The organism is Flavobacterium sp. UGB4466 (assembly GCF_903469665.1).
GTDB lineage: Bacteria > Bacteroidota > Bacteroidia > Flavobacteriales > Flavobacteriaceae > Flavobacterium > Flavobacterium lipolyticum.
In genome coordinates this window covers 47,346-64,246 of sequence record NZ_CAGKLC010000004.1, presented here as the reverse complement: position 1 = coordinate 64,246, position 16,901 = coordinate 47,346, and the positions used below count along the sequence as shown (strand labels likewise).

The 16,901-nt window shown below is 36.5% G+C and carries 13 protein-coding genes and 3 tRNA genes; 6 read left to right on the top strand and 10 right to left on the bottom strand.

The window, feature by feature from the left end; all coding sequences use genetic code 11:
• Window positions 1-232: 232 nt before the first annotated feature.
• From JO950_RS02135 to JO950_RS02115, 5 genes are all read right to left on the bottom strand, one after another.
• Entirely contained in the window at window positions 233-1,138 is a 906-nt protein-coding gene (locus JO950_RS02135) for an N-acetylmuramoyl-L-alanine amidase (RefSeq protein ID WP_202700853.1), read from the bottom strand.
• A gap of 36 nt (window positions 1,139-1,174) precedes the next feature.
• A complete protein-coding gene (locus JO950_RS02130) occupies window positions 1,175-1,738 on the bottom strand; it encodes a hypothetical protein (RefSeq protein WP_202700852.1) in 564 nt (187 codons plus the stop codon).
• 43 nt (window positions 1,739-1,781) lie between these two features.
• The gene (gene rimO, locus JO950_RS02125; RefSeq protein ID WP_017495207.1) at window positions 1,782-3,095 is read right to left on the bottom strand and encodes a 30S ribosomal protein S12 methylthiotransferase RimO; all 1,314 of its coding nucleotides are present in this window, start codon (window positions 3,093-3,095) and stop codon (window positions 1,782-1,784) included.
• Window positions 3,096-3,310: 215 nt separating this feature from the next.
• Window positions 3,311-4,900, bottom strand: coding sequence for an OmpP1/FadL family transporter (locus JO950_RS02120; protein WP_202700851.1), 1,590 nt, complete (start codon window positions 4,898-4,900; stop codon window positions 3,311-3,313).
• Between the two features lie 44 nt (window positions 4,901-4,944).
• Window positions 4,945-5,973 (bottom strand): hypothetical protein, encoded by a 1,029-nt coding sequence (locus JO950_RS02115; RefSeq protein ID WP_202700850.1) that lies wholly within the window; start codon window positions 5,971-5,973, stop codon window positions 4,945-4,947.
• Between the two features lie 101 nt (window positions 5,974-6,074).
• Between JO950_RS02115 and proS the strand changes: the two genes are divergently transcribed.
• From proS to rpsT, 5 genes are all read left to right on the top strand, one after another.
• On the top strand, window positions 6,075-7,553 hold the full coding sequence (gene proS, locus JO950_RS02110; RefSeq protein WP_202700849.1) for a proline--tRNA ligase: 1,479 nt from the start codon (window positions 6,075-6,077) through the stop codon (window positions 7,551-7,553).
• A gap of 80 nt (window positions 7,554-7,633) precedes the next feature.
• Window positions 7,634-7,705 (top strand) — tRNA-Glu (locus JO950_RS02105).
• 40 nt (window positions 7,706-7,745) lie between these two features.
• A tRNA-Glu gene (locus JO950_RS02100) sits at window positions 7,746-7,817 on the top strand.
• 44 nt (window positions 7,818-7,861) lie between these two features.
• A tRNA-Glu gene (locus JO950_RS02095) sits at window positions 7,862-7,933 on the top strand.
• 158 nt (window positions 7,934-8,091) lie between these two features.
• On the top strand, window positions 8,092-8,343 hold the full coding sequence (gene rpsT, locus JO950_RS02090; protein ID WP_017495211.1) for a 30S ribosomal protein S20: 252 nt from the start codon (window positions 8,092-8,094) through the stop codon (window positions 8,341-8,343).
• A gap of 138 nt (window positions 8,344-8,481) precedes the next feature.
• Here rpsT and JO950_RS02085 read toward each other — a convergent pair whose 3' ends face one another.
• A complete protein-coding gene (locus JO950_RS02085; RefSeq protein WP_017495212.1) occupies window positions 8,482-8,895 on the bottom strand; it encodes a response regulator in 414 nt (137 codons plus the stop codon).
• 5 nt (window positions 8,896-8,900) lie between these two features.
• A complete protein-coding gene (locus JO950_RS02080) occupies window positions 8,901-10,610 on the bottom strand; it encodes a PAS domain-containing protein (RefSeq protein WP_202700848.1) in 1,710 nt (569 codons plus the stop codon).
• Window positions 10,611-10,778: 168 nt separating this feature from the next.
• Between JO950_RS02080 and typA the strand changes: the two genes are divergently transcribed.
• Window positions 10,779-12,575: a translational GTPase TypA gene (gene typA / locus JO950_RS02075; RefSeq protein WP_202700847.1), complete on the top strand. Its 1,797-nt coding sequence runs from the start codon at window positions 10,779-10,781 to the stop codon at window positions 12,573-12,575.
• Between the two features lie 121 nt (window positions 12,576-12,696).
• Here the strand turns inward: typA and JO950_RS02070 are convergent, their stop codons facing one another.
• From JO950_RS02070 to JO950_RS02060, 3 genes are read right to left on the bottom strand one after another with little or no spacing between them, the layout of a single operon-like run.
• Window positions 12,697-15,051: a T9SS type B sorting domain-containing protein gene (locus JO950_RS02070; protein ID WP_202700846.1), complete on the bottom strand. Its 2,355-nt coding sequence runs from the start codon at window positions 15,049-15,051 to the stop codon at window positions 12,697-12,699.
• 15 nt (window positions 15,052-15,066) lie between these two features.
• Entirely contained in the window at window positions 15,067-15,903 is an 837-nt protein-coding gene (locus tag JO950_RS02065) for an ABC transporter permease (RefSeq protein WP_202700845.1), read from the bottom strand.
• Between the two features lie 3 nt (window positions 15,904-15,906).
• Window positions 15,907-16,818, bottom strand: coding sequence for an ABC transporter ATP-binding protein (locus JO950_RS02060; RefSeq protein WP_202700844.1), 912 nt, complete (start codon window positions 16,816-16,818; stop codon window positions 15,907-15,909).
• Between the last annotated feature and the right edge of the window lie 83 nt (window positions 16,819-16,901).

The following is a 16,901-nucleotide window of genomic DNA, read 5'->3' as shown; positions in this document are numbered from 1 at the left end:
AAGCTTTCTGTGTGTGAGTTTTGCTTATACTTTTGAGATTAAATAACCAAAAAGCTTGTCATTTCGACCGAAGGGAGAAATCGCATTAGAAACTCGACACAGAATGTTGCCAATCTTTGTCGAATCCCGCGTGCGATTTCTTCCTTCGGTCGAAATGATATAAAATGAGAAAAAACTTTACGAATCTTGCCTTAAATCTTAGCGTTCATTGCGGTTAACCTTCAGGTGTAAATTACTGAAGCTGTTTTTTATAAATCGAATAAATGGTATCTATTGTTTTTCGATCCAAAGTTGGTGTTACATCAGTTTGAATGTAATGTAATTTGAATGCCATAATAGCTGCTGAAAGATTCTTGGTATTGTATCCAATAATCCTTAGCGCCTGTTCAATCTTAAAATCAAAAGGAGCTTCCTCGAGAATTTCGTCTGACCAGATTCCAAATCCTTTTTCGGCCAGAGTTTTCCAAGGGAATAAGGCACTTGGGTCCTGTTTCCTTCCCGGAGCAATATCAGAATGTCCTAATATGTTTTGAGTTGGAATATTGTAATCTTTCTTTAGTTTCGTTAATAGCGCCACTAAACTGCTGATCTGAGCCTCGGTAAAAGGTTTAAAACCGTTGTTGTCAAGCTCTACTCCGATAGAAGAAGAATTTAAATCTGTATTTTTCCCCCAGGTAGATGCTCCTGCATGCCATGCTCTCAAGTAATCGTTCAGCATTTGAACTACTTTTCCGTTTTCAGATATGATATAGTGAGCACTTACCTGAGTTCTTGTTTTGGTAAAAGTATTAATCGTCTGTTGAAGTGAATCCTGAGCCGTATGGTGAATAATAATAAAACTTGGTTTTCTTAAGTTAAAGTTTACTGTTCCGATCCATTCTGTCTGTATGCCGTTTAATAAAGAAGTAGAGCCGGTTTTTGATAAAGTATCTTTTATAATGCCAAGCTGCTGTGCATAAGTCGTATCAATAACGATACGTGGTACTACAGGAATTGGCTGAGCTTCTTTACTGGTAATTTGGCCTTCTAAAGTTTTAAGCTGCTGATCGTAAACTTTTTCAGTGTTTTTATATGGATTTGTAGAGCAAGAAGTAATAATAATTGCTAAGATCAGGTAAAAAAAAAGTTTTTTTGCCATGGTGGTATTTGTATTTTGAGGTGAGGTTGAAAAAAACTAATCCTGAGTTTTGATCGTTTCAGAGTCTTCTTTTACTTCTTTTGAATCTCTATCTTTTGAATCTTTTTTCTTTTTTGATTTAGAGGTCTTTTTGATCTCTTTAAAATTATCCATAAATGCAGTGTACTTGGGGATCTGATCTGGATTTAAGAAAGCGGTAATCTTTTTTGTGGTGCTTTCTCTTAATGCTTTAATTTGTTCGATCTTTTGATCCTGGCTACTGCTCTCATTTTTTAGTAAAATCCCTTGTTCTCTCATACTGTCTACTAAAACATTTGAAATAGCGATAACTTGCAGTTCGTCGAGATTTACTTCAGGTTTCATTTGTTCTACAATTTTACCGACAGTTTCCTCTACAGGTACCTCTTTTGGTTTACTGGTATTGGGTTGTGGTCCACCCATCATGCTTCTGTCCATTCCCATTCCGCCTCCTCTTCCGTAGCCATTACCATAACCGCCACCACCGTAACCGTTATTGTATCCATTTCCGTATTGAGCTGAAACAGAGTTAAAACACAATAAGGTGAAAAACAAAATAAATAAAGATTGTATTGGTTTCATAAAAGTGTATTTTATCTAAAATTGATACTTGTTTAGCGTAAATTTAAGCAGGTTCTCCGTATAAATCAAATTCTGTCGCTTCTATTATCCTTATATTAACAAATTCTCCTGTTTTTACATAATGCTTAGAAGCGTCAATCAAAACTTCGTTATCAACATCCGGACTGTCAAATTCAGTTCGTCCTACAAAATGAGCCCCTTCTTTTCGATCAATAATACATTTGAAAACCTGTCCTACTTTTTCCTGATTTAAGTCCCATGAAATTTGCGATTGTAATTCCATGATCTCGTTCGCACGGGCCTGTTTTACATCGTCCGGAACATTATCTTCCAATAAATAAGCATGTGTGTTTTCTTCGTGAGAATAGGCAAAACATCCCATTCTGTCAAATTTCATTTCCTGAACAAAATCTTTCAGAATCTCAAAATCTTCCTGAGTTTCGCCCGGATATCCAACAATTAAAGTCGTTCTGATCGCCATTCCCGGAACTGCTGCACGGAAATCTTTTAATAATTGTGTCGTTTTCGCCTGAGTAGTACCACGACGCATCGATTTTAAAATGGAATCAGAAATATGTTGCAGCGGAATATCGATGTAATTACAGATTTTTGGCTCACGTTTCATTAATTCTAAAACATCCATTGGGAAACCTGTTGGGTAAGCATAATGAAGACGAATCCATTCGATACCTTCAACATTGGCTAATGCTTCCAGAAGTTCGGCAAGATTTCGTTTTTTATAAAGATCTAGGCCGTAATACGTTAAATCCTGAGCAATTAGAATTAATTCTTTTACACCATTTTTGGCTAAACCTTGAGCCTCTTTAACTAGTTTTTCGATCGGTTGCGAAACATGCGAACCTCTCATTAACGGAATGGCACAAAAACTGCAAGGTCTGTCGCAGCCTTCCGCAATTTTTAAATAAGCATAATTCTTTGGAGTTGTAGTCAAACGCTCTCCCAGTAGCTCGTGTTTATAGTCAGCACCAAGAGCTTTAAGCAGCTGAGGCAATTCAGTTGTACCAAAATATTGATCGACATTTGGGATTTCCTTTTCTAAATCCGGTCTGTAACGTTCAGACAAACATCCGGTAACGAAAACTTTATCTACTAATCCTTTGTCTTTTTTATCAGCATATTCCAAAATCATGTTTACCGACTCTGCTTTGGCGTTGTCAATAAAACCGCAAGTGTTGATCACAATAATGTTTCCTTCTTCCTTAGCAGGTGCCTCATGTTGTACTTCTTTGCCATTAGCGCGAAGTTGTCCCATTAGCACTTCACTGTCATATACATTTTTCGAACACCCAAGAGTGATTACGTTAATTTTGTTCTTTTTTAAAGACTTGGTTCTCATACTTTTATAAATTGGAGTGCAAAATTACACTTTTTTATTCAAACACCGCTTGTTTCCTTTTCTTTTAGGTGATTTTTATGAAGCTTATCCTGCTGTTTACTATATCTTTTGTGTTCGCAGCGGTGGACACAAAAGGATGTCGCTTCTATCTGGGCAAAAAAAATCCGTCAAGTAAGAGCCTGACGGAGATTTTAATTCATTCTATTTATTTTTAATTACAATTCAAATAATAAAGTAAGCGTAACGTTGTTTAGTTTCGAGGTAACGTTTGCTCCGTTTGTGAATCCGGTTGCAAAAAATCCCTGATTCGATTTTCTTTCTAAATAAGAATAGGCTAAATCTACTTTAGTGCCTCCAAAATTATAACCTAAACCACCTGAGTAACTGCTTAAGTCTCCAATCGTAGTTCCGTCTTTGTATGGACTCTCTTCAAAACGATATCCCCCACGTAAACTCAATTGTTTTATTTTGTATTCGGCGCCTATTCTTAATTCACCAGCATTGGTCAGTTGATTACTTAGTTGATTGTTGATTCCTGTAAAATCACGGCCAGGTTTGTATTTGGTATTGCTATAGTCTTTAATTGCATAATCAATACTGATTAATCCAGATTTTCCAAATACATAAGCGGCACTAAAAGTGGTTTTTCCTGGTGTTTGTAAGGTGTAGCGTTCGTAAATATTTACGACATCAGGATTAACTGCTTTATTAATAGGTTGTCCACCGGTTGCTTGTAATGTTGTGTATAAACTTTGTGAAAGTTCATCGTAAAGTTCGTACCAAGTGTTGGATTCGTAAGCTAGTCCAAGTCGGAATTCTTTAGTGACTTTGGCGATGGCTCCAAGTTGAAAAGAGAAGCCATTTCCGTAGGTATAAAGGTTGTTGTTGAAGCGTAAACTTGATATCGTTGGGGTTGCTTGTGTTGGGTTATCATTGTCTTCGTAGAAACTACTAGATCTTCTGTAATCTGTGATATGTACATTTAGATTAGCACCTAAATAAAGTCTGTCTTTGTAAGAAGTTGCAATGTTGAAACTCAATTTACTATTGTAGCCAGTCGTGAAAATTTCATTTTCTTGGTAATAATTTCCTTTCCCCGGGGTATTTCCTGCAGGTACATTTGTGGTGTAAGTGCTGTTCGGGTTATTCGGGTCAGAAGCGTTTATGACGAATCCCTGGTAGCCTAGCATGGCTTGTTGTGCAGAGAATCCGGATAAATTTCGGTATTGACCATTTGGTAAGTTCGAACCTAAATAGCGATAAAGGTCACTGATTGATTCGTTATTTGCCAGGTTTACAAATTCTTGTGGCACTGGTGCGCCTCCGTTTCCGTTATTGGCATAAGATAAAAAATAACCGTCAATAGAATTTGTTGGGTTTGTTCCTACTGAAACAATTCTGTTGTCAAAATTATTGGTGTTTTCGTAAGAGGCTCCAATCGTAATTTTTTTCCAGTTGTTGTTTGGGTTGTGATCGTGAAAAACAAAAACAGCGCCTGCCTGATTGAGTGTAAAAGAATTTTTGCTTTCGCTAATTCCTGTTTCAAAATAGTTGGAGTTGTTTTTGATGTTTTGATTGCTAAAACTTACTCCAACCTGATTATTAGAGAATATTGCCGATCCTGCAGGGTTTACGGAAATAGCGGAGAAATCTCCTCCAACGGCTCCAAAAGCACCACTCATGGCTCTGAATCTTGCAGTTCCGGTTAAATTGTCTTGTGCATAACGTACAGCATCTGATACTTCCTGAGAATGTGAGACGCTGGCAGTTAGTCCTGTAATAAGTAGGAATAATATTTTTTTCATTTGGATAGTTTTTAGTTTGATTTTGTGATTAACGAAAGAGGCGATTATCTTCTTCCGCCTCCTCCGCCACTGTATGATCTTCCTCCACCGCCGCCACCGCCGCCGCTATATGATCTTCCTCCACCGCCACCGCTGCTATTCATAGAACGGGATGGGCTAGGAGAGTAGCTTCTTGTTGGTGCAGAATTGTTATTGTTGTAGTTGTAACTTCTGTTAGTGTTGTAGTTACTTGATGATCTTCTGTTGCTGTAATCAGTACTATTGTATTGAGTTGAGTTTCCTCTGTTTGTAAAGTTTGGTGAGGAGTTGTTGTAGGTTCTTCCGTTTGTAGACGCATTTCTTCTTGAATCAGAGAAATCACTTCTGTTTGTGCTGTAGGTTCTATTGCTGTTATAGCTGCGGTTAGTACTGGTGTAGTCTCTGTTAGAGTTGTAAGTTCTGTTGGTGTTGTAGCTTCTGTTTGTGGCATAGCTTCCAGAAGAATAGTTTCTTCCTCCATAATAAGCGGCAGAACCTCTTCTTCCATAGTTATAAGAGTAGTTGTTGTATCCATATCGGTGACCAGATCCCCAATAACCAGGGTAACCCCATCCCGGGTATCCCCATCCTGGATATCCCCATCCGCCTCCCCAGTAGCCAGGGTATCCCCAATAGTTGTCCCAGTATCCTCCGTAACCCCAACCATAGTAAGGGTATCCGTAGCCAAAGCCAAATCCTAACGACCATGAAGGGTTAGAATATACATTTACAGAAACATCAGTGGTTGCGCTTCCCCAGGCAGGGTAGTTGCTTACGGTTTTTGTGCTGTCATTTACAGCATAATTGCCATAGCTGTCAACATCTGTAAAAATTTCCGTTGGCTGATTGTCGTCTTGTAAGGATCTAAAGTAATCTTTATATTGATTATTTGTGGTATTTGCTTGAGCATACGTTCTTGGTGAACCTCCGTAAATTCCATCGTTGTCATGGTAGGAAGTGTTTTGGTAAGAACCACACGATGCTAATAGAAAACTCAATAATCCAATTAAGTAAAAATGACTTGAGTTTTGGCGGAAAGAAATAGAAGTTTTCATATCTGTGGTGTTTTTTATTGTTGCACATTACAAAAATAGTTAGTTTTGTCAAACTATTTAGTTAAAATTATTAAAACAAAATTTGTGCCAAACTATTCGATATGAGTAAGAACCTCACTACAAGATCAGAAGATTATTCAAAATGGTATAACGAGCTGGTTGTAAAAGCGGATCTAGCTGAAAATTCAGGAGTTAGAGGATGTATGGTTATTAAACCTTACGGATACGCTATCTGGGAAAAAATGCAGGCGGAATTGGATCGAATGTTTAAAGAAACAGGACATCAGAATGCATATTTTCCTTTATTTGTGCCTAAGAGCATGTTTGAAGTGGAAGAGAAAAATGCAGAAGGATTTGCAAAAGAGTGCGCTGTTGTAACGCATTATAGATTAAAGAATGATCCGGATAAACCCGGAAAGCTTATTGTAGACCCAAATGCTAAATTGGAGGAGGAGCTTATTGTTCGTCCAACAAGTGAGGCTATTATTTGGTCTACTTATAAAGGCTGGGTGCAGTCTTACAGAGATTTACCTTTGTTAATTAATCAATGGGCAAATGTGGTGCGTTGGGAAATGCGTACACGTTTGTTTTTAAGAACTGCTGAGTTCTTGTGGCAGGAAGGGCATACGGCTCATGCTACAAAAGCTGAAGCTTTAGAGGAATCTGAAAAAATGATGCATGTGTATGCTGATTTTGCACAGAATTTTATGGCGATTCCGGTTGTAAAAGGTTTTAAAACCGAAACAGAACGTTTTGCAGGTGCTGATGAAACGTATTGTATTGAAGCTTTGATGCAGGACGGAAAGGCATTGCAGGCAGGGACTTCTCACTTTTTAGGGCAGAACTTCGCTAAGGCATTTGATGTTAAGTTTGCCAACGCCGAAGGAAAACAAGAGCATGTTTGGGGAACTTCATGGGGAGTTTCGACTCGTTTGATGGGAGCGTTGATTATGACGCATTCTGATGATCAGGGATTGGTATTGCCTCCAAATTTAGCACCAATACAGGTGGTGATTGTTCCGATTTATAAAACAGACGAGCAGTTGGCAGAAATTACGGCTGCAGTTAATGAATTGACGGCTAAACTAAGAAAGCTGAAGATTTCTGTTAAATATGATGACCGAACGACTCAGAAGCCTGGGTTTAAGTTTGCAGAATGGGAATTGAAAGGGGTACCAGTTAGAATCGCGGTCGGACCAAAAGATCTGGAAAATGGAACTTTTGAAGTTGCCAGACGTGATACATTGACTAAAGAGGTTGTTTCTAATGACGGAATTGTGAATTATGTAAATGATCTTTTGGAGCAGATTCAGGTCGATTTATTCAATAGAGCATTGAACTATCGTGATACGCATATTACGGAAGTAAATAGCTTTGAGGAATTTAAAGAAATTTTAGATGGAAAAGGTGGTTTTATATCGGCTCATTGGGATGGTACCGCAGCTACTGAAGAGAAGATAAAAGACTTGACAAAAGCAACGATTCGTTGTATTCCTTTGGATGCTGTTGAAGAAGCGGGAAGCTGTGTGTTTACTGGGAATCCATCTTCTAAAAGAGTGCTTTTTGCTAAGGCATATTAAAAAAAAATAAAAAAAATTGCATCAGCTATTGTGCAACTAAAAAATAGATGTATCTTTGCATCCGCATTAGAGAAACACACGGTCCGTTCGTCTATCGGTTAGGACGCCAGGTTTTCATCCTGGTAAGGGGGGTTCGATTCCCCCACGGACTACTTTTTTTTTCTGCGACAAAGTTATTTAACTTGATGTAATGGTCCGTTCGTCTATCGGTTAGGACGCCAGGTTTTCATCCTGGTAAGGGGGGTTCGATTCCCCCACGGACTACAAATTTCAATTTCTTTAAATTGAAGAAAACTTAGTACGATGATGGTCTGTTCGTCTAGGGGTTAGGACTCCAGGCTTTCGTCCTGGTAACAGGGGTTCGATTCCCTTACAGACTACAAAAAATTAGTTGTAAATAAGTTTTGTAAAATAAAAATTGGTGTCTCGATTTTTGTTTTATTAGTTAAAACCAAAGTGATTGTTTTATAATTGTGGGAGGTTTTTCTTTTTTAACTAGTATTTATAATAATTATTACATCTAAAAAATTAAAAGAAAATGGCAAATCATAAGTCAGCATTAAAAAGAATCAGAAGTAACGAAAAAAGAAGAGTTCTTAACAGATACCAGCATAAAACTACTCGTAATGCTATTAAAGCGTTAAGATTAGCTACTGATAAAGCTGATGCATCTTCTAAATTATCAACTGTTATCTCTATGATTGATAAATTAGCTAAAAAGAACATCATTCATGATAATAAAGCTTCTAACTTGAAGTCTAAATTAACTAAACATGTTGCTAAATTGTAATTAATTGCAATTTGATAAAAATATAAAAAGTCCTCTTTTGAGGACTTTTTTTTGTTTGTATTATTCGGATGCTTTTTAAGGTTTAATAGTATTTGATTGTGGTTTGGGATTTAGGATTTAAAATTTAAAATTCCAGGGTTAGATTCCGATTTTCTTTTTAAGATACTCCAGCATTGGAAGAGTGATTGGTTTTGAAAGGAAATCGATTATAATGGGGTATTTTTTAGCCTTGGCCAAGTCTTCAGGATCAATAGTAGAGGAGAGGACAATTACATTTGCGGTATTGAATTCTTTGTAAGCCGGAGAGGTAAAATGATCCAGGAATTCCCAACCGCCCATTACGGGCATGTTTAGATCTAAAAAAATCAGTTCCGGTTTTTTGTTTGCTTTGTTTTTGTTGTTGGTATATTTAAGTGTGTTGAAATGGTGTAATGCTTCCTCGCCATTCTGAGCTGTGATGATTTCTTTGGAGAATGATGATTTCGAAATTACTTTTTTGCATAACATCAACGTGATAGGATCATCGTCTATACATAAAATTTGCTCCAGCATATGAGTTAGTTTTTGAATGTTATTGTAAATGTGGTGCCTTTGTTGACTTCACTATCAACACTGATGGTTCCTCCCATAGTTTCGACTTGCGATTTTACAAGATATAGTCCCAGTCCTTTACTGTCGGGGTAGTTGTGGAATCGTTGGTACAGTCCAAAGACTTTGTCGCGGTTTCTTTCTAAATCAATCCCAATTCCGTTGTCTTTGAAAGTTAGAACTGCTTTTTGGTCGACTTGTTCTGCTGTAATCGATATTTTTAGTTTTCTGTTTTCTGATTTGTATTTGATGGAATTGGTAAGTAGGTTTAGTAAAATGCTCTCGATATAAGCTTTGTTTGTGTTTAGCAATGGGACTTTATCGAATTTGAGTTTGATAATGGGTTTGTGTAGTTCGATTTGAAACGATAGCTGGCTAAATACATTTTCAAAAACTTCTTGTAGGGAGACTTCTTCTTTTTGCATAGAAGGGTTGTCTTTGATGATGATTACTTTTACTAAGTCGTTAATGGTTTCGTTTAGCAAATGTGTTGATTTCGTAAAACCGGACAAGATTTCTTCGAGTTCTTCGTTTTCGACAGGTATGTCCTCAATAAGGTTTAATAGTCCGATTAAATTGGATAGTGGTGCACGTAAATTGTGTGAGGTGATGTAGGAGAATTGTTTTAAGTCTTTGTTGTTTTGAGTTAATTCTCTAATTAAGTGTTCTTTTTCTGTCTCTAGTTTCTTTTCATCGGTAATGTCTCTTTGAATGGAGATCCAGTGTGAAATAATACCTTCGGTATTGAAAATAGGGATCATGGAGAATCTTACCCAGTATTCTTCTTTTGATTTAGTATAGGTTATGGTTTCAATTAGGCACTCTTCTTCGTTTTTTATAGCTCTTAAGAGTTTTTTTAATTCTTCTGAATCGGATTTTGGGCCTTTGAAGATGTTGGGTGATTTTCCAATTATTTCATTTGACATGTATCCTGACATTTGTGAAAAAGCAGGGTTAACGTAAACAATTTTAGGTATTTTTCGATCTGGAGAATTGGCTTCTGTTATTAATATGGAATCTTTAGATTGTGTAATTACAGTTTCTAAAAGTCTTAAACGCTGCTCTTCTTCCTTTTGTTTGGTGATGTCCTGGATGGCTCCAATCATTCTGATGGCTCTTCCGTTTTCATCTTTGAGTAGAAAACCTCTGTCCAGAACATATTTGTAACTTCCATTGGCACATTTAAAACGATACTGATCCTGCCATTTTTCTGTTTTTTGTTCTATAAAAGAGTATAGTTTGATAGACATTCTGATGCTATCTTCCGGGTGAATCTTGTCAAACCACCATTTGGATGTTTTACCAACTTCTGCCGGATTGTACCCAAAAACGTTTTCTATTCCTTTGTTCCAATTGATGCTGTCTTCTTGGATTTTCCAATCCCAAATGGTGTCGCTTGTTGCTTTGGCTACAATGTCATATTTTTCGTTTGATTCCTTTATTTCTTCGTTTGTTTCCTTTAATTTTTTGAAAATAGTAATGTTTTTTTTCTCGTTTTTAGAAAGTATGTATCTGAAAAACAGTGCAGTGCTAAGGATGAAAAAAATGTCCTTTAAAAAAAAAACAGTGTAGTAATCGGTCTTTGAAAAGTAAGTCGTAAGTAATTTATGACAGATGATTGCCACAAATAACGATATGATAATATAAACTAGAGTAATTTGGAGAGTTTTACTTTTCATCACTCAAATATAGTTAAATTAACTATAATTAAACAATAACAAAAGTTCAAATTAGACTTAAATTTACATTGTTTTTGGGTGACTAATTACTTGTCTCTACGCAAACTATCGCAGAAACGTTTTTTATATCAAAATAAAGTGTACCTTTGCACCCATTAAAAATCACAGATGGAATCTATTAGAAACATTGCAATTATTGCCCACGTCGATCACGGTAAAACCACTTTGGTTGATAAAATTATGTATCACTGTCAATTATTTCGTGACAACGAAAACACAGGTGATTTAATTCTTGATAATAACGATTTAGAGCGTGAGAGAGGTATTACTATTACTTCAAAGAACGTATCAGTTCAATATAAAGGAACAAAAATCAATATTATTGACACTCCTGGCCACGCGGATTTTGGAGGTGAAGTAGAACGTGTATTGAACATGGCCGATGGTGTATGTTTGCTAGTGGATGCTTTTGAAGGCCCAATGCCACAAACTCGTTTCGTATTACAAAAAGCGATTGACTTAGGTCTTAAGCCTTGCGTAGTTATCAATAAAGTGGACAAAGAAAACTGTACTCCTGAAGAAGTTCATGAAAAAGTTTTTGACTTAATGTTTGAATTAGGTGCTGAAGAATGGCAGTTGGATTTTCCAACCGTTTATGGTTCTGCTAAAAACAACTGGATGTCTGACCACTGGGAAAACGTAACGGATAATGTTGAAGCATTATTGGATATGGTGGTTGATAATGTACCTGCTCCTAAAGTTTCAGAAGGAAATCCTCAAATGTTGATTACATCTTTAGATTTCTCTGCTTTTACAGGACGTATTGCTATCGGTCGTTTAGAAAGAGGTATCTTAAAAGAAGGAATGCCAATTTCTTTGGTAAAAAGAGATGGTGCCGTAACAAAATCGAGAATTAAGGAATTACATACTTTTGAAGGTCTTGGACGTAAAAAAGTAACAGAAGTAATTGCAGGAGATATTTGTGCTATTGTTGGTGTTGAAGGTTTCGAAATTGGTGATACTATTTCTGATTTTGAAAATCCTGAAGGTTTAGCATCTATTGCTATTGATGAGCCAACAATGAGTATGTTGTTTACTATTAATGACTCTCCTTTCTTTGGTAAAGAAGGTAAATTTGTAACTTCTCGTCACATTAGAGAAAGATTGACAAAAGAATTAGAGAAAAACCTTGCGATGAAGTTAGGTGAAACTGATTCTGCTGATAAATTCATGGTTTTTGGTCGTGGAGTACTTCACTTATCTGTTCTTATTGAAACAATGAGAAGAGAAGGGTATGAGTTGCAAATTGGTCAGCCACAAGTTATCATCAAAGAAATTGATGGTAAAAAATGTGAGCCAATTGAGGAATTAACAATCGATTTGCCAGAGAATCTTTCAGGTAGAGCGGTAGAGTTTGTTACCATGCGTAAAGGTGAAATGTTGAGTATGGAAACTAAAGGGGAACGTATGATTGTTAAATTTAATATTCCATCACGTGGAATTATTGGATTGCGTAACCAATTGCTTACTGCAACAGCTGGTGAGGCTATTATGGCACACCGTTTCATTGGATATGAGCCTTATAAAGGAGAAATTGCCGGACGTAACAAAGGTTCGTTAATTTCTATGGAAAAAGGAAAAGCTATTCCTTATTCTATTGATAAATTACAAGATCGTGGTAAGTTTTTTGTTGAACCAAATGCCGAAATTTACGAAGGTCAGGTAATTGGAGAAAACTCTCGTAGTGATGATATGTGTGTTAACGTAACGAAAGAGAAAAAACAATCTAACGTTCGTTCTTCCGGAGCAGATGATAAAGCGAGAATTATTCCTCCAATCATTTTCTCTTTAGAGGAAGCATTAGAGTACATTCAAAAAGATGAATATGTAGAGGTTACTCCAAAATCTATTCGTTTGAGAAAAATCTATTTGACAGAAACTGATAGAAAAAGATTTAAATTCTAAGGAGTTTAAAATTCAATATAAAAAGCCAAATTCCAATTAGTGGGATTTGGCTTTTTTTTTGTCTTGGAATTTTCGAACAGGAATTGCTTTGCAGATTTCCGGAATAAGAAGTGCTAAGTTTTTATCTTTTTAAGCTGAAGTGACCTTTTATGACTCTGCCGTTAACAAATTGAAGGTTGAACCAATAGTCATCTGAAGGCAATTGCTGGTTGTTAAACTGGCCATTCCAGCCCAGAGTATTTTGATCCATTTGTTTGAGTAATTTTCCGTAACGGTCAAAAATGAAGATTTTAAAAGCCGGAAGCTGGTCGGAGTTTTTAATTAGCCATAAATCATTATAACCATCTCCGTTTGGAGTGAAAAATCTCGGATAGTCTGCTATGTAAACTTTATATTGGTTCGATATTCCGCAGCCATTTTTATCTCTTGCGATAGTATTGTAAACCCCGGGTTTGACATTAGTGAATAATGGAGTATCCTGAAAAACACTTCCATCCAATGAAAATTCATAATTACCAACTCCTGTGTATTGAATTAAAACAGAATTTTCATCACCAGAGAAATCTTTTGTGTCTGCACTGGTTATAAGTGCAGGTTCGGAGAGTATTACTTTGAATTTTTTGGTTTTTTCACAGCCGTTAGTATCTTGTACGAGTACTGAATAATCACCTACTGTGTTTACAGTAATGGAGCTTGAGGAAGCGCCGGTATTCCATGAATAGCTGGCAAAACCAGTGGCGACATCCAGAGTAATCTGCTCCCCTTTACACAGGTATTTTGATTCGTCTTGAAAATTAGCGGGATCAAAAGTATTTACAACAAGAGTTATGGGAAGAATGTCGTAACAATCGGGCCCATTTGTGGCTTTAGCATAAATGGTTTGGGTAAAAGCGGTAGTGTTTTTAAAGATATTAGGTAATGTATTTGTAGCTGTCAGAGCATCATTTGCATTTAAAAAGTAACTGAAAGTGATGCCCGGAGGTAAACCTGTCGAAAGTTGAGGGGTTACCTGTGTATTAAGATCAAATTGATAAAATCCATCTTGTTTGTCATCTCCGTCGCAAGTTGCAAATGGATTTTGAGGGGCAATTGTGGTGTTGGAAATTTGCAACGTCACTTCTACAGTTTTACTACAGCCGTATTGGTTTTCAAGTCGGACGTAAATGACCTGATTTGGGGATTTATTAGTGTACTTTTCAGGAGTTGAGATTGGATTCGTTTTAGTTTGAGCATCAGCTAGTGATTCGTAGTATCCTTTGATCAGCGTTTCAGCAACATTGTTTTTAACAATATTAGCGGCCTTTGTAAGGTCGAAGATTGATATTCTGTCGGTGTCATCATCACATTGTACTAATGTGGTATTAGTGGACAGAATTTCAGGAGCAAACTCAATTTTACTTTTTCCGGTGGCAACACAAGTTGTTCCTATTAGTGTGGCTTCAACTTTGTAATTCCCTGTCGTATTTACAGTATAAGCAGAACCGGTTTCTGCCGGAGAAATTTCTACATAGTTATTAGTGGTAGTTTCTTTAAACCATTTAAAAGTGTAAAGATTGCTGTCGAGCTGTGTATCTAAGACGATACTTTCTCCAAAACAGGCCGGATTTTTATCGGCAATTGTCCTGTTATTTCCAAGATTTATTCTAGAGACAAAACTACCTGCTTCTATAAAAACAGCCGAGTTGTATTGCCCGGTCGGATCGTCAGCAATTACCAGTTTTAAATGGTATTTTTTGTTGGGAATTACATCTGTATAAGCATTCATAACTACAGTTTGTCCAGCATAATTTATGGGGCTATTAGTGGTGTTGTAGCCATTGAAAAAACTTTCATTTAAAGGGTCACATCCCTGATGATTGGTACCATTGGCAAAAACGGGTTCGATTTTAGTATGAACGGTTGTAGAAGAAACCGGGGTTGTTGTATTGGGTAAGACGGCTAAATTTTTATAAGGATCGCTAGTGCCTGCTTCTTTTATTAAAAAAGCAAAACCATCAGAATAGATGCAGGGATAGTATGTTTGATATTCGTTTGAAGCAAAAATATAATTAAAGCTGATGGAGTTGGCTAAAGCAATAAAATCAAATTCGAGCACAGTTGCCTGTTTACTCCTGTTATTGTTTAAGGCCTGATTTAAGTCTGAGTCACCCAGCCACTTATCGTTTGTAATGCCTATAGAGTTTGATCTTATAAATGGACCTGAAGCATTTGAACTTGGTGATGTACTTAAAACAATACCTCCTGAAAAGGGAAAACTACCTCCACCTGAATTAAAGTAAGCATAACTTTTACCAGTATTGGCAGGGTTTCCGGTTGCATTAACACTGCTAACATTGATACAAGCGCTGTTGATTAAAATATTTTTTGCTAAATCTTCAGGGGTTCTGGTATCGTCTACACTAATATTTTGTGCGTTTACTTTTATAGAGAGCAAACACACAAAATAGACTAGTGATAAGATTTTAAAATAGTTCATAGTACAGCAAATATACTACAAATCCCTCTTTTTTAATAGCTTGTATGAGAAGTAAACAAATAAGAAGGTCCAGATCAAAACGATTATAACCGAGGTATAGTGTACATCATAATCTTTGGTATTTTCTACCCCAATTTGTGTGCCTATTGAACGAATTACTGATAATCTTGAAAAAGGCTCAATGATTAGATTTGACATAGCTTCCAACGGGAAAAAAATCATTATTGTCTGGCCTACTGAACTTTCAGGGAAAATTTTAAAGATTAAAATTCCTTTCACAATTCCTTCTGTTATACTCCATACCAAAAGAAAACCCAAGGCAAAAGCCGAACGTTTTACCAAAATTCCCAAAAATAAACAGAATGCAAAGAAGCCAGTGAGTTTTACGAAAAAGGCAAGAAGATAGTCTAAATCCATCATAATCACATCAAATTCGGTATAGGATGAAAAGCACAGTCCAAGAATTAAGCTCATGACAAATACGAAAAGGGTAGAGGCTAATGCAAACAGTACGACTGTCAGGAACTTGGACAGAACGAATTCTTTTTTGCTTAAACCGTCAATCAGGTTTTGTTTTAAAGTTCCGTAACTGTATTCATTGGCCATCATAGAAACAATAACGATTGCGAGGAAAAGTTTAAGTAAGGCGGCTACATAAGAATTGAAATGCCAAATGAAAGGGAAGTTGAAAATACCCATTTCTGCCAAATGGAATTTAAATGGACCTATGTCAAATTTGATCGAAGCCATTAAAGCGATAAACGAAAGCAGTATGAAATAAGTTAAAGTGAGGATGCGGCTGGCTTTGTTTTTCCAGATTTTTTGTAGTTCTATAGAAATTAGTCTGTTCATGGTTTAGTTGTTTTGGATAATGGCGTTCTTGGTTAATTCTAAAAATTGCGCTTCTAAACTGTTTTTGCGTTTTACCAGATGGCTCAAAGCGATATTTTTAGAAAACAGAAAATGATTGAGTTCTGAAGCGGATAAATCAGAGTGTAAATAAACCAGGATTTTCCCGTCTTCTTCGGTGATTTTTTCAACTGCCGGATGTGTTTCCAGTATGGTTTTCAACGCCAGATTATCATCAGACTGAAGTTCAAAGAAACCTTCATTGGCTGACATTCCGTCTACTGAACCAGAGTATAAAATTTCTCCTTTACGTAAAACAACTACATGCGAACATACTTTTTCTACTTCGTCCAAAAGATGAGAGGCCAGTAAAATAGTGGTTCCTTGTGACGCAATTTTTCGAATAATGTCTCTGATCTGATGAATTCCCTGTGGATCTAAACCATTTGTTGGTTCGTCTAAAATTAAAATTTCCGGATCATTTAAGAGTGCCGAAGCAATAGCCAGACGCTGTTTCATTCCCAAAGAAAAGGTGCTGAACTTGCTGTCTTTTCTCTCGGATAGCCCAACTAAATCAAGTTTTTCACTGATCTTAGAATAATTGATGCTTTTTATTTTGCAAACCAGTTTCAGGTTTTCTTCGGCAGTCATGTACGGGTAAAAGTTGGGTCTTTCGATGATGGCGCCTACTTTTTTTAGTGCTTCATGTGTTTGTACCTTTCCTCCAAACCAGGTATAGTTTCCCGAAGTTCTGTTCACAACATTCAGTACAATTCCTAAAGTAGTCGATTTACCGCTTCCGTTAGGGCCTAATATGCCATAAACGTGGCCTTTTTGTATTTCAAAAGATACATTTTTTAAGGCCTGAATACGCCCGTATCTTTTGTGAAGATTCTCGATAGTAAGTATGGTTTCCAAATTTATTTCGGTTTTAGTTTTATGTAAGACGATTCAACTTTTATTTTGTTACGCTAAATTTATTTATATGATGCTATTCATTT